Annotated in this window: 24 protein-coding genes; 19 read left to right on the top strand and 5 right to left on the bottom strand. The window is 33.5% G+C overall.

Translation table 11 applies throughout. The annotated features are described in order from the left end of the window. The first annotated feature begins 32 nt into the window (after positions 1-32). The 6 genes from BUB48_RS14690 to noc all read left to right on the top strand — a co-directional run bounded on the left by BUB48_RS14690 (position 33) and on the right by noc (position 6,462). Positions 33-698 carry a YidC/Oxa1 family membrane protein insertase gene (locus tag BUB48_RS14690; RefSeq protein WP_207648349.1) on the top strand — a complete coding sequence of 222 codons (666 nt, stop codon included), beginning with the start codon at positions 33-35 and terminating at the stop codon, positions 696-698. Beyond that, on the top strand, positions 699-1,409 hold the full coding sequence (gene jag / locus BUB48_RS14685) for an RNA-binding cell elongation regulator Jag/EloR (protein WP_073027111.1): 711 nt from the start codon (positions 699-701) through the stop codon (positions 1,407-1,409). It abuts the gene before it with no gap. Between the two features lie 47 nt (positions 1,410-1,456). Next, positions 1,457-2,836, top strand: a complete 1,380-nt coding sequence (mnmE, locus tag BUB48_RS14680; protein WP_073027109.1) for a tRNA uridine-5-carboxymethylaminomethyl(34) synthesis GTPase MnmE — start codon at positions 1,457-1,459, stop codon at positions 2,834-2,836. 14 nt (positions 2,837-2,850) lie between these two features. Beyond that, entirely contained in the window at positions 2,851-4,725 is a 1,875-nt protein-coding gene (gene mnmG / locus BUB48_RS14675) for a tRNA uridine-5-carboxymethylaminomethyl(34) synthesis enzyme MnmG (RefSeq protein WP_073027107.1), read from the top strand. A gap of 7 nt (positions 4,726-4,732) precedes the next feature. After that, on the top strand, positions 4,733-5,452 hold the full coding sequence (gene rsmG / locus BUB48_RS14670) for a 16S rRNA (guanine(527)-N(7))-methyltransferase RsmG (RefSeq protein WP_073027105.1): 720 nt from the start codon (positions 4,733-4,735) through the stop codon (positions 5,450-5,452). 209 nt (positions 5,453-5,661) lie between these two features. Beyond that, the gene (gene noc / locus BUB48_RS14665) at positions 5,662-6,462 is read left to right on the top strand and encodes a nucleoid occlusion protein (RefSeq protein ID WP_242944237.1); all 801 of its coding nucleotides are present in this window, start codon (positions 5,662-5,664) and stop codon (positions 6,460-6,462) included. A 384-nt stretch (positions 6,463-6,846) separates the two neighbouring features. Here noc and BUB48_RS14660 read toward each other — a convergent pair whose 3' ends face one another. Both BUB48_RS14660 and BUB48_RS18345 read right to left on the bottom strand, forming a co-directional pair. After that, positions 6,847-7,116 carry a TMEM165/GDT1 family protein gene (locus tag BUB48_RS14660; protein WP_073027101.1) on the bottom strand — a complete coding sequence of 90 codons (270 nt, stop codon included), beginning with the start codon at positions 7,114-7,116 and terminating at the stop codon, positions 6,847-6,849. Position 7,117: 1 nt separating this feature from the next. Beyond that, positions 7,118-7,390, bottom strand: a complete 273-nt coding sequence (locus BUB48_RS18345; protein WP_073027099.1) for a hypothetical protein — start codon at positions 7,388-7,390, stop codon at positions 7,118-7,120. A 101-nt stretch (positions 7,391-7,491) separates the two neighbouring features. Between BUB48_RS18345 and BUB48_RS14650 the strand changes: the two genes are divergently transcribed. The 4 genes from BUB48_RS14650 (at position 7,492) to BUB48_RS14635 (ending at position 10,414) form a co-directional block, all read left to right on the top strand. Further along, the gene (locus tag BUB48_RS14650) at positions 7,492-8,265 is read left to right on the top strand and encodes a ParA family protein (RefSeq protein ID WP_073027097.1); all 774 of its coding nucleotides are present in this window, start codon (positions 7,492-7,494) and stop codon (positions 8,263-8,265) included. Further along, positions 8,262-9,101: a ParB/RepB/Spo0J family partition protein gene (locus BUB48_RS14645; RefSeq protein WP_073027095.1), complete on the top strand. Its 840-nt coding sequence runs from the start codon at positions 8,262-8,264 to the stop codon at positions 9,099-9,101. The genes BUB48_RS14650 and BUB48_RS14645 overlap by 4 nt, the downstream gene beginning before the upstream one ends. A gap of 487 nt (positions 9,102-9,588) precedes the next feature. Continuing rightward, positions 9,589-10,086 (top strand): DUF4446 family protein, encoded by a 498-nt coding sequence (locus BUB48_RS14640; RefSeq protein WP_073027093.1) that lies wholly within the window; start codon positions 9,589-9,591, stop codon positions 10,084-10,086. A gap of 46 nt (positions 10,087-10,132) precedes the next feature. Next, entirely contained in the window at positions 10,133-10,414 is a 282-nt protein-coding gene (locus BUB48_RS14635; RefSeq protein ID WP_073027091.1) for a YkuS family protein, read from the top strand. A 50-nt stretch (positions 10,415-10,464) separates the two neighbouring features. Here BUB48_RS14635 and yyaC read toward each other — a convergent pair whose 3' ends face one another. After that, positions 10,465-11,091, bottom strand: coding sequence for a spore protease YyaC (yyaC, locus tag BUB48_RS14630; RefSeq protein ID WP_073027089.1), 627 nt, complete (start codon positions 11,089-11,091; stop codon positions 10,465-10,467). A 154-nt stretch (positions 11,092-11,245) separates the two neighbouring features. On the opposite strand from yyaC, the gene BUB48_RS14625 reads away from it, so the two are divergent. Genes BUB48_RS14625 through BUB48_RS14615 form a run of 3 tightly spaced genes read left to right on the top strand, consistent with a single transcriptional unit; the run spans position 11,246 to position 13,588 of the window. Next, entirely contained in the window at positions 11,246-12,325 is a 1,080-nt protein-coding gene (locus BUB48_RS14625; RefSeq protein WP_073027087.1) for a DUF5711 family protein, read from the top strand. A 13-nt stretch (positions 12,326-12,338) separates the two neighbouring features. Continuing rightward, positions 12,339-12,944: a CvpA family protein gene (locus BUB48_RS14620; RefSeq protein ID WP_073027085.1), complete on the top strand. Its 606-nt coding sequence runs from the start codon at positions 12,339-12,341 to the stop codon at positions 12,942-12,944. 11 nt (positions 12,945-12,955) lie between these two features. Next, a complete protein-coding gene (locus BUB48_RS14615; protein ID WP_073027083.1) occupies positions 12,956-13,588 on the top strand; it encodes a LiaI-LiaF-like domain-containing protein in 633 nt (210 codons plus the stop codon). On the opposite strand, the gene BUB48_RS14610 is transcribed toward BUB48_RS14615, so the two are convergent. Together BUB48_RS14610 and BUB48_RS14605 are read right to left on the bottom strand one after the other, a co-directional pair. Then, positions 13,585-14,739 (bottom strand): DUF4097 family beta strand repeat-containing protein, encoded by a 1,155-nt coding sequence (locus BUB48_RS14610; protein ID WP_073027081.1) that lies wholly within the window; start codon positions 14,737-14,739, stop codon positions 13,585-13,587. The genes BUB48_RS14615 and BUB48_RS14610 overlap by 4 nt on opposite strands. Before the next feature lie 14 nt (positions 14,740-14,753). Then, complete coding sequence (locus BUB48_RS14605) at positions 14,754-15,116, bottom strand: DUF2089 domain-containing protein (protein WP_073027079.1); 363 nt, start codon at positions 15,114-15,116, stop codon at positions 14,754-14,756. Positions 15,117-15,418: 302 nt separating this feature from the next. Between BUB48_RS14605 and yedF the strand changes: the two genes are divergently transcribed. The 6 genes from yedF to rpsR all read left to right on the top strand — a co-directional run bounded on the left by yedF (position 15,419) and on the right by rpsR (position 18,302). Next, positions 15,419-16,003, top strand: a complete 585-nt coding sequence (gene yedF, locus BUB48_RS14600) for a sulfurtransferase-like selenium metabolism protein YedF (RefSeq protein ID WP_073027077.1) — start codon at positions 15,419-15,421, stop codon at positions 16,001-16,003. 136 nt (positions 16,004-16,139) lie between these two features. Next, positions 16,140-16,994, top strand: coding sequence for a mechanosensitive ion channel family protein (locus BUB48_RS14595; RefSeq protein ID WP_084524683.1), 855 nt, complete (start codon positions 16,140-16,142; stop codon positions 16,992-16,994). Positions 16,995-17,004: 10 nt separating this feature from the next. Then, positions 17,005-17,217, top strand: coding sequence for a DUF951 domain-containing protein (locus tag BUB48_RS14590; protein WP_073027074.1), 213 nt, complete (start codon positions 17,005-17,007; stop codon positions 17,215-17,217). A gap of 103 nt (positions 17,218-17,320) precedes the next feature. Then, positions 17,321-17,605 (top strand): 30S ribosomal protein S6, encoded by a 285-nt coding sequence (rpsF, locus tag BUB48_RS14585; protein ID WP_073027072.1) that lies wholly within the window; start codon positions 17,321-17,323, stop codon positions 17,603-17,605. Between the two features lie 19 nt (positions 17,606-17,624). Continuing rightward, complete coding sequence (locus BUB48_RS14580; RefSeq protein WP_073027070.1) at positions 17,625-18,032, top strand: single-stranded DNA-binding protein; 408 nt, start codon at positions 17,625-17,627, stop codon at positions 18,030-18,032. Positions 18,033-18,086: 54 nt separating this feature from the next. Next, positions 18,087-18,302: a 30S ribosomal protein S18 gene (gene rpsR / locus BUB48_RS14575; RefSeq protein ID WP_073027159.1), complete on the top strand. Its 216-nt coding sequence runs from the start codon at positions 18,087-18,089 to the stop codon at positions 18,300-18,302. The last annotated feature ends 147 nt before the right edge of the window (positions 18,303-18,449 follow it).

Here is an 18,449-nt window from a genome sequence, read left to right as displayed (position 1 = left end):
ATAGTATTAGTCTAATTATAGGGGGAGATGTTTTGTTAGATGTAATATCCAGACCATTTGGTGCGCTACTGAAGATCATATTCGATTTTACAGGAAGCTATGGCTATGCCATAATAATATTTACTATCCTAACTAGAATTTTGTTGTTGCCTATCAATATCAAACAAACTCAATCAACTAAGATAATGAATGAGCTTAACCCAAAAATAAAAGAAATTCAAAATAAGTACAAAAATAATCCTGAGAAGATGAATGAAAAGCTATTGGAGTTATATAAGGAGCATAATTATAATCCTGCTTCTGGTTGTTTACCGCTTCTTATACAGTTTCCCATTATTATAGCTTTATTTGGTGTTCTGCAAAATCCTACTAAGTTTGTGTTTACTCCCGAAGAATTTGATGCTATAGCTAAAAGCTTCTGGTGGCTGGCAGACTTAGGAAAACCGGACCAGTTGTATATTCTTCCTGTATTATCAGCTGCTACGACTTATTTACAAACTACTATGATGTCAGCGAAAGGTAATGTAGATCCTTCAATGAAGAGCATGAGTATTATAATGCCACTGATGATTGGATGGTTTACTTTAAAGTTCCCCTCTGGAATAGCTTTGTATTGGGTAATCGGTAACATATTTACTATAGTGCAGCAGTATATTATGACCAGGATGACCTTTGGTCATAAGGGAGGCGAAAATTAAATGAGATGGGTAGAGAAGACGGCAAAAACTATTGAAGAAGCGGTAGAGCTGGCTTTGCAGGAATTAAATATATCTAAGGATAAAGTAGATATAGAAATATTGGAACAACCTAGCAAAGGATTGTTTGGAATATTAGGGAGCAGGCTTGCTAAAGTAAAGGTTACAGTAAAGGAAGAGAAAAAAGAAGAATTTCCTGTAAAAGAAGAAGCGCTTGCACAAGAGAAAACAACTACCATAAGTAAAAAGCATGATGATAAGAAAGAAGAAAAAGAAGTTGCCTATAAGTTTCTGAGAGATGTTCTCAATGCTATGGATATTAAATCAGAAATAAAGATAAAATATACAGATGCAGGACTTTATATAAACCTTATCGGTCCTAAAATGGGAATGGTTATCGGAAAAAGAGGGCAGACATTGGATTCTCTCCAATATTTAGTAAGCCTTGTTGTCAATAAGAATAATGGTAAAGATGATTATGTAAGAGTTGTGTTGGATACTGAGAATTACAGAAAAAAGAGGGAAGAGACTCTCGTAAGGCTTGCAAACAGGCTTGCTGACAGAGTGGCTAAGACAAGAAAGAAGGTCGAGCTGGAGCCCATGAATCCATATGAGAGAAGAATAATACATTCTACTTTGCAAAATCACCCTGATGTTTTTACATATAGCGAAGGGGAAGAGCCGAATAGGAAGGTTATTATAGCATGTAAGTAACCCAGTATGAAAATACTGGGTTTATAATATTTGAAAGAGGTGATAAGGTGCTGGATGATACTATTGCTGCCGTTGGTACTGCTCCGGGAGAGGCAGGTATAGGGATTATAAGGCTTAGCGGCAAGAGGTCGCAAGATATATTAGGGCAGATATTTAGAGGAAAAAAGGCAAAAGACGTCAATGAAATGCCATCAAGATATATGAGTTATGGTTTTATATATGATGAGGAAGGAAAGAAAATTGACGAAGTTCTAGCTGTAATCATGAGAGCACCATATTCCTACACCGGCGAAGATGTAGTTGAGATACACTGCCACGGAGGTGTCATATCCATAAGAAAAATTATGGAGCTTGTATTGAAAAAGGGAGCCAGATTGGCAGAAGCAGGAGAGTTTACCAAGAGAGGTTTCCTCAATGGAAGAATTGATCTGGCTCAGTCAGAGGCAGTAATCGATATAATAACGGCCAAAACCGATGAAGGTCTTGAAAACGCAGTAAATCAGCTGCAAGGGGAGTTATCACTGAAAGTAAAAGAAGTAATGGATAAGCTGATGTCTATGTTGGCACATATTGAAGCATCCATTGACTTTCCTGAGCATGATATAGAAGAAGTAACATCGGAGAATCTAAAATCTCAAGGTAATGAAGCCTTAGGCATACTTAAAGAGCTTCAAGATACTTATTATGAAGGAAAGATTCAAAGAGAAGGATTAAGCACTGCCATAATAGGAAGGCCCAATGTAGGGAAATCCTCATTGCTGAATTTACTTCTTAGGGAAAACAGAGCCATAGTAACTGACATACCAGGTACCACAAGAGATATAATTGAAGAATACCTTAATGTGAAGGGTGTTCTTATAAAACTCATAGATACAGCCGGATTGAGAGAGACAGAGGATGTTGTAGAAAAAATCGGTGTGGAGAAGACAAAGGAAGCTTTAAACAGAGCAGATTTGGTTATTTTTATAGTAGATGCTTCAAAAAAATTGACTGAGGAAGATATGGCAATAGCGTCCATGATAAAGCAAAAAAAGGTTATAGTGGCTGCAAATAAGATAGATGCAGGTATTGAAGCTGATTTGGAAGCATTGGGAGAGATATTCGATGGACATAATATAATAAAGATGTCCGTAAAGGATAAGAAAGGTATAGACCTATTGGAAGAAGCAATATATAATACTGCATACAGCGGAAATGTGAAAAGCAAATCCAGTGCCGTTGTATCAAATATAAGGCACAAATCTTTGATTGATAAAGCTGTAGATAGCATTGAGAAAGCTATGGAAGCAATAGATGAAGGTATACCTGTTGATCTGATATCTGTGGATATAAAAGATGCATGGAGATATTTAGGGGAAATAACAGGAGATACGGTGGAAGAGGACATTATTACTGAGATATTCAGTAGATTCTGTATAGGCAAATAGAAGTGGGTGATAACATGGAATATTACGCAGGAGAATATGATGTTATAGTAATAGGTGCCGGTCATGCAGGGTGCGAAGCTGCATTGGCATGTTCTAGAATGGGTTTGAAAACTCTTGTAACAGCGATAAATCTGGACAGCATTGCTATGATGGCCTGCAATCCGTCCATAGGAGGTCCTGCAAAAGGAAATCTGGTGCGGGAAATCGATGCATTGGGCGGAGAAATGGGTATAAATACAGATCATACGATGATTCAAATAAGGACACTCAATACAAAAAAAGGACCTGCGGTAAGAGCGTTTAGAGCTCAGGTTGATAAGAAGAGGTATTCCGAAAGGATGAAATGGGTTCTGGAAAATCAGGAGAATCTTTATATGAAACAGACTGAAGTGGTAGACATATTGACAGAAGAAGGAAAAGTAACAGGAGTCATAACCAATTTAGGTGCAAGGTATAGTTGTAAAGCAGCAATAGTGGCTACAGGAGTCTATTTGAATGGAAAAATTGTAATCGGCGATGTAAGTTATGAAGGGGGACCAAATGGCCTTTTCCCTGCTAAAGGATTATCAGAAAGTCTAAAAAAACTTGGCTTTGAATTGAGAAGGTTCAAAACGGGCACCCCTGCCAGAATTGATGGAAAGAGCGTTGATTTTAGCAAAATGATGGAGCAGCCCGGAGACGAAAACATGAAAGCATTTTCCTTTATGACAAAGGAAATAAACATAAAACAGAATAGTTGCTATTTAACCTATACAAACGAAACAACACATAAGATAATAAGGGACAATATACATAGATCACCTCTTTTCACAGGTGGTGTTGAAGGTGTAGGACCAAGGTATTGTCCGTCTATTGAGACAAAGATAGTGAATTTTCCTGATAGGGAAAGCCATCAGATATTTATAGAACCGGAAGGTATTAATACAAGGGAAATGTATGTTCAAGGAATGTCATCAAGTTTACCTGAGGATGTGCAGATAGATATGCTCAGATCCATAAAAGGTTTGGAAAACTGTGAGATGATGAGAACAGCATATGCTATAGACTATGACTGCATCAATCCGCAAGATCTTAAATTAACCTTGGAATCTAAGCACATAGAAGGTCTTTATTTTGCAGGACAGATTAACGGAAGTTCAGGTTATGAAGAAGCTGCAGCACAGGGAATTATGGCAGGTATCAATGCTGCATTGAAACTTAAGGGAAAAGAACCTTTCATATTGGATAGATCGGAAGCATATATAGGTGTACTTATAGATGATTTAGTAACGAAAGGTACCAATGAACCCTATAGAATGATGACGTCTAGAGCTGAATATAGATTGGTATTAAGGCAGGACAATGCGGATTTGAGGCTTACTCAGAAAGGTTATGATGTGGGACTTGTAACAGAAGAAAGATATAATGCTTTTATAAAGAAAAAAGAAAACATAGAAAATGAAATAGAAAGATTGAAATGTAAATCTATAAGTCCTGTTGATAAAGTAATAGAATATCTAAGAAAGTATAATAGTGCAGACATAAAGAGCGGAGTATCTTTATATGAACTCCTAAAGAGACCGGAGATAACATATGCTTCTTTGGCAGAAATTGACGAGGAGATGCCGGGGTTAAGTCCAGATGAAGCTGAAGAAGTAGAAATACTAATAAAATATGAGGGATATATTAAAAAGCAGCTTACTCAAATTGAGCAATTTAAGAAATTAGAAAACAGAAAACTTCATGATGATATAGAATACAATCAAATAAAGGGGCTTTCGTCAGAAGCCAGACAGAAGCTTTCGGAAATTCGTCCTTCAAACATAGGTCAGGCATCAAGAATATCAGGAGTGTCTCCTGCTGATATATCTGTGTTGCTGGTATATTTGGAACAGCTAAGAAGGAGATAGGTTTGGTATGAATAATGTGGATATGCTGAGAAATGGTTTTAAAGAACTTGATATAGATATTAATGAGGAAAAGTTGAGTAGGCTTTTGGAATTCAAAGACATTTTGTTGGAATGGAACGAAAAGATAAATCTTACTTCAATAACAGATGAGGAAGAAATATTTATTAAACATTTTATGGATTCAGCCACATGCCTTAGTACAGGATTGATAAAATCGGGTGACAAAATAATTGATATAGGTACAGGAGCAGGATTTCCAGGCTTAGTGCTAAAAATTTTAAAAGAAGATGTTAATATGACTTTGTTGGACTCCTTAAACAAAAGGATCATATATTTGAAGGAAGCTACAGATAAACTTGCTTTGGATAAAGTTGAATTAATTCATGGAAGAGCAGAAGAGTATGGTGCAAAAAAAGGATATAGAGAAGAATTTGATATAGCAGTATCAAGGGCTGTGGCTCCTTTAAACGTACTATTGGAATATTGCATGCCTTTTGTGAAGTTAGGAGGATACTTCATATGCCAAAAAGGCCCATCTTATCAGGAGGAATTGCAAGATGGACGAAAAGCTATGGAAATACTAGGAGGGGAACTGGATAAAGTAGAGGAGCATTTACTGCCCTTTAGCGATATTAGACACTATATAATTATAATAAAAAAAGTCAGAAACACTCCGACAAAATATCCAAGAAAACCAGGTAAACCATCATCAAATCCATTGAAATAGTAAATGATTGGTAAAAATTTATAGATGTTTGGCGTAATATGAAGATTAAAAGTATGGTTTCGCAAGAAGGAACAGAATTAATGATGGCGAATAAATAGATAAGCAATCAAAGTAATAGCCGTATCCATGCTGAACTAATCCTTCCTTTGATGCATGCCTTTATAAGAGGAACATGGGGATGATGAGTTCAGTGTCAAATGTGGAGGGGGATGATAGAGTTGAATGATAATAAATCAATAATAAATATTCCTATAGATAGTATTGCGCCTAATCCATACCAACCTCGTAAAAATTTTAATAATCTTTCTCTCGATGAACTCTCGGAATCAATAAAATCGTATGGAGTGCTCCAACCTATTAATGTAAGGAAAATTGGAGAAAATGGCTATGAACTGATTGCTGGAGAAAGGCGATTAAGGGCAGCAAAGCTTGCAGGCATGAAAGAAATACCTGCAATAGTGGTAGAAGTGGTGGAACAGGATTCTGCGGTAATTGCCCTTATAGAAAATTTGCAAAGAGAAGATCTGAATTATCTTGATGAAGCAGAAGGATATTATAACCTTATACATGATCATGGTTTAACTCAGGAAGAATTATCCAAAAAAGTAGGAAAGAACCAGTCAACCATTGCAAATAAATTGAGGTTGTTGAGGTTGTCTACTGAAATCAAGAATGAGCTGCTAAAGAATAATTTAACAGAGAGACATGCTAGAGCATTGTTGAAGCTTCCTGATGAAAAGCTGCAACTTAAAGCAATAAAAACTATAGTAAAGAAGTCTCTTAATGTAAAAAAGACAGAAGAACTTGTTGAAAAGCTTTTGGATGAAATTGCTGTGACAAAGGAAAAGCCAACTGAAAAAAGGATAAAAGGTAAAATTAATTACAATATCTATGTAAACACAATAAAGAATACATATAAGCAAATATTAAAGACAGGTTTTCAAATGGAGTATGATCAAGAGGATAAAGGCGATTATATAGAAATAAAAATAAAAGTACCAAAAGTATAAAACAGAGCTCGAGCTCTGTTTTTATAATGCAAAGAAATATTTGTTAAATTTATATTTTCCATAAATGTATTGATTGAGAAATTTTAATATAGGAAATGGTAATGAATTATAGAAATATTAATCGGGTTTCTAAATAATCTGTATTACTTTGAGGGAATTAATTCAATGGGAAAAAAGTTAAAGGTTTTCTAGATTGTTATAGATGATTCCTTGATTAATATAAATTTTTAAAAATGAAGTCTTTCTTGTCATTGATAAAATAGCTAGGATGAAATAAAGGCCAATCTTATACAGATTGCTTGATAGAAGCAAAGATGTATTGTTTTTGTCTAATTAATTCTTAAAATTCTGGAGTGTAAAAACTGATCAATAAAAAACCAATCACTAGATTTTATTCAGAAGTATTAATATTCCCATTATGATAAACAAAATTCCCGCTGCATTTTGAATAAAATTAGGTGGAACATGTTTTGTTATATATGTACCTGCAAATACTCCTAAGATAGATGAACATACTAAAGCTAAGGATGCGCCTATAAATACAGGAACTGGAGAATTGTTTTTTGCTGTCAAAAGCATTGTCTGAAGTTGAGTTTTATCTCCCAATTCAGCTATGAAAACTAATATAAAAGTAGAAAGGATTACTTTAATCATTTTAGTCCTCCTGTATGGCAGATATTATGAGATTTATAAGTGAAGCCACGATGAATCCTATGAAGCCACCCAATAATATAGTCAGAATAAAAATGCTTTTATCAAAAAGCATTGAATTTTTGTCTATTATGACTTTTCCTATTCCTATAGATAAAAATACTGGTACCGAACTGATCAATGAAGGAATATCATTATGCTTAAAAAAGCTTATCCAAGAAAAGATACCCCAAATAAATCCCATGCAAATAGACTTTGAGTAAATTTTTTTATACATATAAACCACCTTTACAATTCTTTGTATAATAATATTCATTTTTACTTTAATATATTATAACTTTGTATTAATATAATATATAAGAAGGTGAGGTGTGGATTTTGTCGAAATCAATTGCAGTATTTAATCAAAAAGGTGGAGTAGGAAAAACAACTACAGTAATAAACTTATCTGCATGTCTTGCCAGCCTGGGTAAAAGAGTTTTAATGATAGATATTGACCCCCAGGGCAATACTACAAGCGGAATCGGTATTGATAAAAACAGTTTAGAATATACATTATACGATATATTGATCAATAATGTTAATCCTAAAGAATGTATAAAAGCTACGCAACAAGAAAGTTTGTATATAATTCCTGCCAGTGTGCAGTTAGCAGGTGCAGAAATAGAACTCACCTCATTTCAGGGAAGAGAGCTTAAGCTTAGAGAGTGCATTACAGAGATAAAGAAGGATTTTGATTATATATTTGTAGACTGCCCCCCTTCGTTGGGGCTTCTGTCTGTAAATGCTTTGTCTGCAGTGGATAGTGTTTTGATTCCCATACAATGTGAGTACTATGCTTTGGAAGGAGTAAGCCAATTAATGAATACATACTCATTGGTTAAAAAGGGCTTAAATAAAAAGCTCGAAATAGAAGGTGTTGTGTTGAGTATGTTTGATGGCAGGACTAATCTATCAATTCAAGTAGTGGAAGAAGTGAAAAAATTTTTTAAAGGTAAGGTATATAGAACAATGATACCAAGAAATGTTAGATTAGCCGAGGCACCAAGCCATGGTCTTTCAATAATTTCTTATGATCCTAAGTCTAAAGGGGCAGAGGCTTATCTTGAGTTGGCGCAAGAGTTTTTAGAATTATCTGAGGAGGTGATATGATGGGCAAAAAGGCTTTAGGCAAGGGATTAAGCGCACTCATACCTGAGAGTACGGAAATAAAAGATAGCAGCGAAAGCAGCGTAATTGAAATAAAAATAACTGATATAGAAGCAAATGAAAACCAACCAAGAAGAAATTTTGATGAAGAATCATTAAGAAGTTTGGCCGAATCTATTAAAGAGCATGGCATTGTACAGCCAATAGTAGTAAGAAGAGAAGGAACTGGATATCAGATTGTTGCCGGAGAACGAAGATGGAGAGCAGCAAGGCTTGCCGGTTTAAAAGTTGTTCCTGTTATAGTAAAGGATTATACTGATGCTCAAGTATTAGAAATAGCACTTATAGAGAATTTGCAACGAGAAGACTTAAATCCTATAGAAGAAGCCAATGCTTATAAGGTTTTGATAGAAGAATATTCTTTATCTCAAGAGGAGATTGGAAGGAGAATAGGAAAAAGCAGGTCTGCCATAACCAATTCATTAAGACTTTTAAATCTTCCGGTGGAAATTATAGATCATCTGATTTCTGGAAAATTAACAGCTGGACATGCCAGGGCACTACTGGCATTTGAGGATGATGCAAAGAAGATAGAAATTGCCAAAAGAATAATAAATGAAAACCTTAATGTGAGACAAGTTGAAAAGTTGTCACAAGAAAAAAAGAAAAATAAGAAAGCAAAAACTAAATCAGCTGAAATTTGCGAGATAGAAGAACGATTAAGGAATATTTTTGGAACAAAGGTAACAATATCACACAGTAAAAAGAAAGGGAAAATAGAAATAGAATATTATGGGATAGATGATTTGGATAAAATTTTAAATATACTGGAAAAATAATGACTTGTTTATTTGACTTTAGAGACAATTTATTTTAGTTGCCAATACTAAAACACTATAAAGTGAAAAAATGCCTTAAATCAAAAAAAATTAGCTTTAAAGGGTATTTTATGAAAATTAATTTTTAAAAGGAATTATGATTTTATTAAGATTTTAAAAAAATATTTATACGGTTTATGAAAAGATATATGATGAGAAAATAAATAATAAAATTCAAATGTATATTTAATTGATAAAATGAAAGAAGTATGTTAGGTAAAGAAAAATGTGAAATAGAAGTGAAAAGATATTAGAAAAGAAATTAATAAAGACTGAAGGAAAATATACATATAAATAGAATAGTGGATGTAATTGTTTCACGTGAAACATAAATTTTCTTCAAAGTGGGGGATGGAATCATAAAAAGCTCTAAATATTGAAAATAAACAACTAAGCGATGATGTTTCATGTGAAACATCAGGACAAATTTTGAAAATGGGGTAGGAAAATGAGTGTACTAGAGTTGATAAAGAATAATGAAATTATTAATTTGATTTTTATGTTAGCTATTATATTATTAGTTTTGTGGAATATAATATTATCTATCAGTTTCACAAGACTCAAAGGAAAGTACAAAAAAATGATGAGGGGTAGTTCCAACAAGAATTTGGAACAGATGATAGCGGATTATATGGCTAGCATTGAATCAACAATAGATAGGGTACAGCTTCTCAATGAGGAAGTAATTCATTTAAAGGAGCAAACAGATAGATGTGTTCAAAAGTTAAGTATAACAAGATATAATGCTTTTTCTGATACAGGATCTGACTTAAGTTATTCTATTGCATTACTTGATAACTATAATAATGGAGTCATTATAACGTCAATATATGGTAGAAATGAGTCTGTCACATATGCAAAACCCATTGAGAATGGAAGTTCCAAGTACCCATTATCAGTAGAAGAAGAAATGGTTCTAAACAGGTGTCTTAAAAGTAAAAGATAGTATAATACCACCTCTATGAAGGGATAATAAACCTTGAGGTGGTATTATGATTATTGCAATAGAAAAAGGACTGGAAAATATAAAGCAGCAGTTAGAAAGCAGAGGCTATAAATGCTTCTATATTGGAGAAGAAGGAGTTGCTGATGCAATCATATACAAGGATAAGGATAATCATCCCTATTTTGAGGTAAACAAATCATCAATATTGAATTTATCAAATTCTACAGGAACTAAGTGCATTGGAGCATTGCTTATAAATTCTCAAGGTAAAAACATAGAAGAAATAATGGATATACTCAACAGGAGAACATATAGTCCTTTATTTTAGGCCTTTACTGGTTATAACACCAGGAAAGGCCTAAAAAATACTTTAGTTAATTATGGCTCTCCTGAATTAATAATGTTGACCCTATTATCCATCTTTCTTTCCAAATCAGCGGCTACAGAAGTATTGGAACCAAAATATTTCCATAAGCTATATCTTAAGCCTCCGGATATTACATTGGCAAGATTCATGACAAGACTTAATCTGGTATTCTGAAGTACCGCTATTTCCATAAATCCGCTTACGTTAACTATGCCAGTGATGCTTATATGACCTACAGAAGGAAGCTTCTTGTTGACACCTGCACCAGGTGAAAGAGGCCCATCCTTTATACTTATGAAGCCTATTCTGTCTACTTTTCCTAAACATGCATCAACTGCTATTACAAAAGGATTTGCATAGAGTTTTAATTTATCAATATAAAGTTGAAGATTTTTTGCATGTACAGGTTCGTCCAAAGATCCAAAAATATGTACATTTTTCAGCTTTAAATCTTTTAACTTGTGACCTACAAGAGGTCCGAGGCAGTCTCCTGTTGATCTGTCTGTACCTATACATAATATGACAGTATCAGAATAACTGTCATTGTATTTGATTTTAAAAATTTCTTCAAAATAAGAAGAAAAATATATAAATGAGAAGGGTTTAGACACATCTACTGATTTTTCATAGAAACTCATATCATGTACTCCTTACCTTTATTTCTCTAAAAGTATTTCCAAAAAACTATAAATGAATACAATATTAAAATGATAAAAGAAGCATAAAATGGTATAATCAGTATATACGGAATGCAATCTGATTTCTTTTGCAATTATAGTGGGGGTCGATTTGATGGTAAGAAAAAGAAAACTGACATATTTAATACTGATCCTAACGGTTCTTGCATTTACAGGTTTGATGATTTATAAGGATATAATTGCAGGAGATAAGTTTATAATGGGAGATGTGAAGAGATTACATATAGACAAGGAGCTTGTCCCTGTGTCAATCAATAGCATAATTTTCAATGGTAATGATATTATGGTGGAGGCAGAAGGTCCTAATATCAGAGCAAAGAATATGGAAGGTACTATATTATGGAGCATGAAGCTTGATGGAAATGTAAGCAGTATTATAAGTTGTGGTGAAGATATAGTTATAAATTTGGAGAATAAGAGTATTGCGACCATATCAAAATCTGGAGAACTGCTGTGGCAATATGAAATGGTGGTTCCGGCGTCTGACATATATGGTTCAGACAAAGGGCTTATTTTGATACAATACAAGGAAAATGGCTATAATTACTTTGAAATTTTTAATATGAAAGGTGTCAAGTACAGTCAAGGAAGTATAAATACTGCCCAAGCAGTTTCCTTTGATGGAAACGGTGACAAAAACTTTACAATATCCCTGTTAGATGTCTCATCAGAAAAGATTGTTACCAGATTAGCCACATACAACAATAAAGGTGAAATAATATGGGCTCAAGATTTTGAAAATGTTATTATACCATGTATAAAATATAATTTAAGAGGAGATTTGATAGCCGTTACAGATAAGTCAATTATGAGGTTTAGGGCAGACGGAAAGTTGATTAAGAAGGATGAATTTTTTAATCCATTGATAATGGTTTCTTTGGGAAATGAATTAGTAGTAGCAGTACAAAAAAATAAAGATTTCTATGATGTGTTTATATTTGATTCAAACTTAAAGCAAATTGGAACAGCGGCTGTGAAATCCAAGCCTCATGGTATATTTGCAGGTGATAAATATATTTTGATATATGATAAGGATAATTTGACAATGTTATCTAGGCAAGGGAGCATAATAGCATTATATGAATCAAATATAGATATAAACAGTGCATATATGTGTGATAATACAAGCATATATATAGTATCTAACAGAAAGCTTCAGAGACTCGCTTATTGAAGAAGGTGATGGAGTGAATTGGATAGATTATATAATCTTATCGGTGATAATAATAAGTGTGCTATATGGAGCAGCAAGGGGATTTATATATGAGTTGTTTAGCATGATTGGTTTTGCTGCTTCAATTATAATTGCAAGAAAATATTATGTTAACTTAGCAGAGTTTTTGATTCACAAGACTAAGGTTGATGATATTTTGCTGGGTTTCATTGAGAAAAACAAGATTACCGAAGCTTTTTCCACTATTGAGCCTTTAGAGAAAGGACTTAGCAATATATATCAATACATAACACTTGTAATAATGAACTGTATTTCCATATTTCTAATATTCATTGCTGCAAGAATATGCATTTCATTGTTGGAAGCTTTGCTTAAGGAAGTTTTCAAACTTCCTGTACTCAGCAACATAAACCATAGTCTGGGTGCTCTATTAGGTTTTGCTCGTGCAATACTTATATTAATATTTTTTTATGCCATGTTGATGCCCTTGGCCTCTTTGGAAAAATTTCTGTTTATTCATGAGGCGATGACAAGTTCATTATTATCAAAGTATTTTTATAAATATAATTTCATATTTAACTGGGCTTTGAATACGGCATTAAACATATTTATTAGTTAGAGGTGATTTGTATGAACGGAAGGCGCTATGGTCTAGGAGTTGTATTGATACTCATAGGATTATCGGCATTGCTGAAGAATTTGAAAATAATGCCGGACAATTCATTTGTAATATTCGTGGGTATCTTTTTTATGTATTTATGGTATATAAAGAGAAATAATATATTGCTTTTATTAGGATGCTTTGGTGTATTTTCAGGACTGATATCCCTACTTGATTACTACAACATAATTAGATTGAAGATGTCACTGGAGATGGTGCTTTTAATACTGGGCATAATTTTTCTTTATTTATACTATTCAAAAGGGATTTTTGGATTTGTTTTTCCAGGAGCGATATTGATTTCTCTTGCCGGATATGTATTTTTGATAAGCAGATATAATTCAGAAAAATTGTGGCCCAGCTACTTTATATTAATGGGCTTTGCATTTTACTTAATATATTTTATAGCCTTCTATGAAAAAAGCAGCTGGACACTGGTTTTGGGTACAATATTGAATCTGCTGGGCATCCTATTTTTGGGATTTACTTATGGTATAATTAGCTGGAGAATATATAAATATTATGATTTTCTATGGCCTTTGATTATGATTGTAGCTGGACTATTATTATTGATGGTAACCATAAGCGGAAAGAGGTATTAGTCCTTAGTAATGTTTATTGAAGAGTTAGATGTAGATGCTTCAATGCATAATTTTTTTGAAAAAGATTCATAACCGTTACTTACTATGTCAGCTTCAGCTTTGATATTCTCATGACCTTTATTTATTATAAAAGATGAGTCTAAGTTGGATGTATTAATATTGCCGAGAGAAGTTCTGGCTTTTATCTTATAGCCGGAACTATTATTTTTAGGAAGTTGTATTTTGATTTTTCCGTTGGAAGTTTGAAGCATGTATGAGGCTTCTCCGCCGGAGAGACAATCAAAATTGCTTAGGTTTATGCTGCCGTTGCTTGTGTAAGATATGAAGTCATCAAAAAATGAATTTTTTATCTCAATATTGCTATTGGATGTATGTATTTTTGCCTTATGAGAACTAGAATCAAATATATTGATTTTGCTGTTGCTTGTTATGGCATTAAGATCTTCAATCTGACAGCCATTTATTTCTATTTTGCCGTTTGAAGTGGAGCAATGCAGAATTTTTCCTTTAAAGTTCTCAAGAATACATTTAGAATTGCTTGTTTCGATTTCAAGGTTTTCTATGCTTCTAGGGAGGCTTATCGCCAGGCTACCCCATGTTCTGATGGGAAAATCGGTGTATAAGTATATAACCCCATTTTCTGTTTTTGTGAAAATAAATTTATCAACATTTTCTTCTTCAAAAAGCAATTTGACTTTCATATCCATGGTTATTTCATTGCTATCTGTATAATCAGTAGTTACGGATAGATTTTGGGTTTTAATTACCAACTTACCAATATCATTGTCATTTATCGGAAAGCAGAAATTTTTTGTTGCTGTTTTGTAAATATCTGAATTGCTAAACCCAGAGTTAATATAGTTTACCATTTTATCTGCAAACTTTACTGCTGCATCTGCAAAGTCTGAGCTAACACTCTCAATTTTTGAAATAAAATCAGGGCCGAATTTGTCTGCAAATTTCTCAGCCTTCTTGGTGAACTTATTTATTTTTTCATTAAACTTTTCATTTAAATTTTCGTCATAATTTATTTGGTCTGCCTTATCTGTTTTAATACCAGTCTTCTCGATAGATTCCAAAAGTTTTAATGCTTCTTCTGAAGTGATTTTTCCTTCCTCCAACATTTTCAGAATCATGATTTTTTCTTCCACTCTTAATTACCCCCCTAATCATTGATTAATTTAATTGCTTCATCAGCAGATATTTTGCCATCGTATAGCTGCTGTAAAACTTCTTTTTTGTAGTTTTCCTCTTTTGGTTGACTTTTGTAGCCCAGAGCTTCTATGAGGCTTTCCAATTTATTCTTTACCGTGGGGTAAGAAATTCCCATTTCTTTTTCTATTTCTTTGATGTTGCCTCTATTTTTGATGAATATTTCTGCAAACTCTTTTTGCTCCTTTGATAGCATGCAAAACTTGCATAATTGAAAGTCACCTTCAATGGAAATACCGCAGTTTTTACATTTAAGCTTTGTTACTTCCAGGTTGCTGGAGCAGACAGGGCATTTACCTAGTACTTCTTTTTTCATGAAAACAACTCCTGACTAAAATATGGATGTTATTGCATTTAATTTTACATCATATTTTAATAATGTCAATATGAAAATTAATATTTTTAATTATATATTTATCATTTTTTAAAATAATTAATTATTACATTAAATTTTAATACTTTTAGGGATATGCTTTTCAATTGGGCATCAAATGAGAATTAATAATCGAATAATTCTATAGTAAATAATGTTTCTATTGATTATATCAATAGAGTTTTTTCTATTAGTGAAAAAGTATTATTATAAAATAAAAGCATAGGTTTAAGGAGGAGAAAACGATGTTAGAGATAGATTGCAGGGGTTTGAAATGTCCCGAACCGGTTATAAGAACAAAGAAAGCTTTGGAAGAAATAGATGAAGGTGTTGTAGTGTCAATAGTTGACAATATAACTGCAAAAGAAAACGTAAGCCGTTTGGCTTCAAATTTAAATCTTTCATATGATATAGAAGAAAAAGAAGGTTGTTTTTATATTTCAATAAATAAATTCAAGGAAGACAGACAAAAATGTGATTTTGCTTCTAATGACGACATAGTTATAATGATTACAAATGATAAATTAGGAACAGGAAATGATGAGTTAGGCAAGGTTCTCATGAAAAGCTATTTGTATGCTTTGACAGAGGTATCTCCTAAGCCAAAGGTTATGATGTTTCTCAATGGTGGTGTGAAGCTTACTACAGAGGGATCTGAGGTTTTAGAAAATCTCAATAAGTTAGCAGATGCCGGTGTCGAAATAATTAGTTGTGGTACATGCCTAGATTTTTATGGGCTAAAAGAAAGCCTTAAGGTAGGAATAGTAGGAAATATGTATTCCATAGTAGAAAAGATGCACGCTGCAGCAAAGGTAATAAATATTGGGTAGTTTATGGCCGATAGATTGATTCTATCGGCTTTTATAGTAATTAATAGGATAGAGGTTTTATGATGGAACAATAGGTAAGATTGTGATATTATTTAATATAAACATTACTATATATTGATGATAAGTGGTGAAAAAAATGAATGGATTCGAAGCACAAATGGCGGAACTTGTAGATAAGGCCGATTCGATGAATATATATTTATATACTGGGTTAAAAATACTGTTCATTATAGTATTTTGGAGAATAGTAAATATTCTTTTAAACAAATTTATAGATAAGTTTTTCAGATTGTCTCCAAGGCTGCATATGAATGAGAAAAAATCCAATACCCTTTCGGGATTGATGAAAAGCATAGTACGTTATACTATTTATATAATAATGGCCATATCCATACTCAATGTTTTAAACATTCCAACGGAATCCATATTGGCAGCGGCAGGACTCGGTGGATTAGCAATAGGCTTTGGAGCTCAGAATTTGGTAAAGGATGTTATCTCGGGGTTTTTCATTTTATTTGAAGATCAATATGCGGTAGGAGATTATGTAACCATTGGTTCTGCTACCGGGGATGTGGAAGATATAGGCCTGAGAATCACAAAAATCAGATCATTTAATGGAGATCTTCACATAATCCCTAATGGGGAGGTAAAAACCGTAATAAACCATAGCAGAGGTAATTCTCTGGCAATAATCGACATATCTGTTGCATACGAGGCTGATATAAACAAAGCTATAAAGATATTAAAGGACGTGGGAGAAAAATATTACGAAAAAAATAAAGATAAAGTGGTAGATCTTCCGTCAGTTTTGGGAATAACCGGTTTTGGAGATTACGATGTTAAGCTTAGAATGACAATAAGAACATTGCCTTTAAAACACTGGTCTGTAGAAAGAGAAATCAGAAAGGATATAAAAGAAGCTTTTGATAGAGAAGGTATGGTAATACCATATCCAAAAAGAGTAAATATAAACTTAAATGAAAAGGAATAAGGAGGCTGCTATGTACTACCCAAAGAAGTTTAATATCGGAGATATAGTAGAAACAAGAAAAGTTCATCCCTGTGGTAGTAAAGAATGGGAGGTTACCAGAGTAGGTGCTGACTTTAAGATGAAATGTCTGGGATGTGGAAGAGTAGTAATGCTTCCCAGGGTAAAATTTGAGAAATCTGTAAAAAAAGTAATAAAATCTGTTGAATCAGAAGAAAATATTTAATAGATAGTTGATGTTAAAAGGTTAAAGTGTTATAATATTATGGCGTAAATTCCTCGCTCTGCGATAGTAGGGCCGTTAGTCCGAGGGGAGGAGGTGAACACAGATGAACTTATATGAGACTATTTATATCATAAAGCCTGATGTAGAGGAAGAAGCTATAAAATCTTTGGTTGAAAAATTCAAGGCTCTTGTTGAAGGGGCTGGAGAGATTGATACCATTGATGAATGGGGCAAGAGAAAGCTTGCTTATGAAATAGACGATTATGCAGAGGGCTATTATGTATATATGAAGTTTAAAGCAGAAAGCCATGTTCCAAAAGAGTTGGATAGAGTTTTTGGAATAACTGAAGACATAATCAGACATCTGATTGTAAAATTAGAGAAATAATGAAGGCGGTGTAATAAATATGAATAGAGTTGCCCTCGTTGGTAGATTGACTAGAGATCCCGAAATAAGATATACTCCTGACAGTCAAATGGCAATTACAAGGTTTACAATTGCAGTTGATAGAGTATATAAGAGAGAAGGACAACCAAGTGCTGATTTCTTACCCATAGTGGTGTTTGGTAAAGTTGCAGAAAATGTTCATAAGTATATTGGAAAAGGCAGATTGGTGTCCGTATCTGGAAGACTTCAATCAAGAACTTGGGATGACCAGGAAGGCAAGCGTCATTATTCATATGAGGTAGTCGCCGATGAGGTTGGATTTTTGGATAGAGCCTCTGATTCTAAGAGCCAAATGGGACAAATGAGTTTTGGCACTGAGACAGAAGACTTCCATCCTATAGATGAAGAAGATGATCTTCCATTTTAACGTGGATAGGAGGGAATAGCTTTGAATAAACAGGGAAGTTCAGGTGGTGGTAAAATGCGTAAACCTAAGAAGCGTGTTTGTAACTTTTGTGTAGATAAAGTTGAATGCATAGATTATAAAGATGTAAATAGATTGCGCAGATACATTACCGAAAGAGGTAAGATTATACCAAGAAGAATTTCAGGCAACTGTGCAAAACATCAAAGACAGTTAACTGTTGCCATAAAGAGGGCAAGAAATATTGCTTTGTTGCCATTTACAGCAGAATAAGCAATATTAATAAGAATCTTTTAACCCGGTATTATCCGGGTTTTTTTATACGCCATAGGGAAGTATAAATCTACCATAATATTAGCTTTCCGTAATGGGTTTCAAGAAAGGCTACCTTATCGATATAAAATCTTCCAAAGGAAGCCT

It is taken from the genome of Lutispora thermophila DSM 19022, assembly GCF_900142105.1.
GTDB classification, from domain to species: domain Bacteria; phylum Bacillota; class Clostridia; order Lutisporales; family Lutisporaceae; genus Lutispora; species Lutispora thermophila.
This window is presented reverse-complemented; position numbering and strand designations above follow the sequence as displayed.

Coding starts and splice junctions, on each gene's coding strand:
- rpsF (WP_073027072.1), top strand. CDS start 17,321: ATGAACTTATATGAGACTATTTATATCATAAAGCCTGATGTAGAGGAA.
- BUB48_RS14625 (WP_073027087.1), top strand. CDS start 11,246: ATGGTAAGAAAAAGAAAACTGACATATTTAATACTGATCCTAACGGTT.
- BUB48_RS14605 (WP_073027079.1), bottom strand. CDS start 15,116: ATGAAAAAAGAAGTACTAGGTAAATGCCCTGTCTGCTCCAGCAACCTG.
- BUB48_RS18345 (WP_073027099.1), bottom strand. CDS start 7,390: ATGTATAAAAAAATTTACTCAAAGTCTATTTGCATGGGATTTATTTGG.
- BUB48_RS14640 (WP_073027093.1), top strand. CDS start 9,589: ATGAGTGTACTAGAGTTGATAAAGAATAATGAAATTATTAATTTGATT.
- rsmG (WP_073027105.1), top strand. CDS start 4,733: ATGAATAATGTGGATATGCTGAGAAATGGTTTTAAAGAACTTGATATA.
- yedF (WP_073027077.1), top strand. CDS start 15,419: ATGTTAGAGATAGATTGCAGGGGTTTGAAATGTCCCGAACCGGTTATA.
- mnmG (WP_073027107.1), top strand. CDS start 2,851: ATGGAATATTACGCAGGAGAATATGATGTTATAGTAATAGGTGCCGGT.
- BUB48_RS14635 (WP_073027091.1), top strand. CDS start 10,133: ATGATTATTGCAATAGAAAAAGGACTGGAAAATATAAAGCAGCAGTTA.
- yyaC (WP_073027089.1), bottom strand. CDS start 11,091: ATGAGTTTCTATGAAAAATCAGTAGATGTGTCTAAACCCTTCTCATTT.
- BUB48_RS14645 (WP_073027095.1), top strand. CDS start 8,262: ATGATGGGCAAAAAGGCTTTAGGCAAGGGATTAAGCGCACTCATACCT.
- BUB48_RS14615 (WP_073027083.1), top strand. CDS start 12,956: ATGAACGGAAGGCGCTATGGTCTAGGAGTTGTATTGATACTCATAGGA.
- jag (WP_073027111.1), top strand. CDS start 699: ATGAGATGGGTAGAGAAGACGGCAAAAACTATTGAAGAAGCGGTAGAG.
- rpsR (WP_073027159.1), top strand. CDS start 18,087: ATGCGTAAACCTAAGAAGCGTGTTTGTAACTTTTGTGTAGATAAAGTT.
- BUB48_RS14595 (WP_084524683.1), top strand. CDS start 16,140: ATGAATGGATTCGAAGCACAAATGGCGGAACTTGTAGATAAGGCCGAT.
- noc (WP_242944237.1), top strand. CDS start 5,662: ATGATAGAGTTGAATGATAATAAATCAATAATAAATATTCCTATAGAT.
- BUB48_RS14580 (WP_073027070.1), top strand. CDS start 17,625: ATGAATAGAGTTGCCCTCGTTGGTAGATTGACTAGAGATCCCGAAATA.
- BUB48_RS14590 (WP_073027074.1), top strand. CDS start 17,005: ATGTACTACCCAAAGAAGTTTAATATCGGAGATATAGTAGAAACAAGA.
- BUB48_RS14660 (WP_073027101.1), bottom strand. CDS start 7,116: ATGATTAAAGTAATCCTTTCTACTTTTATATTAGTTTTCATAGCTGAA.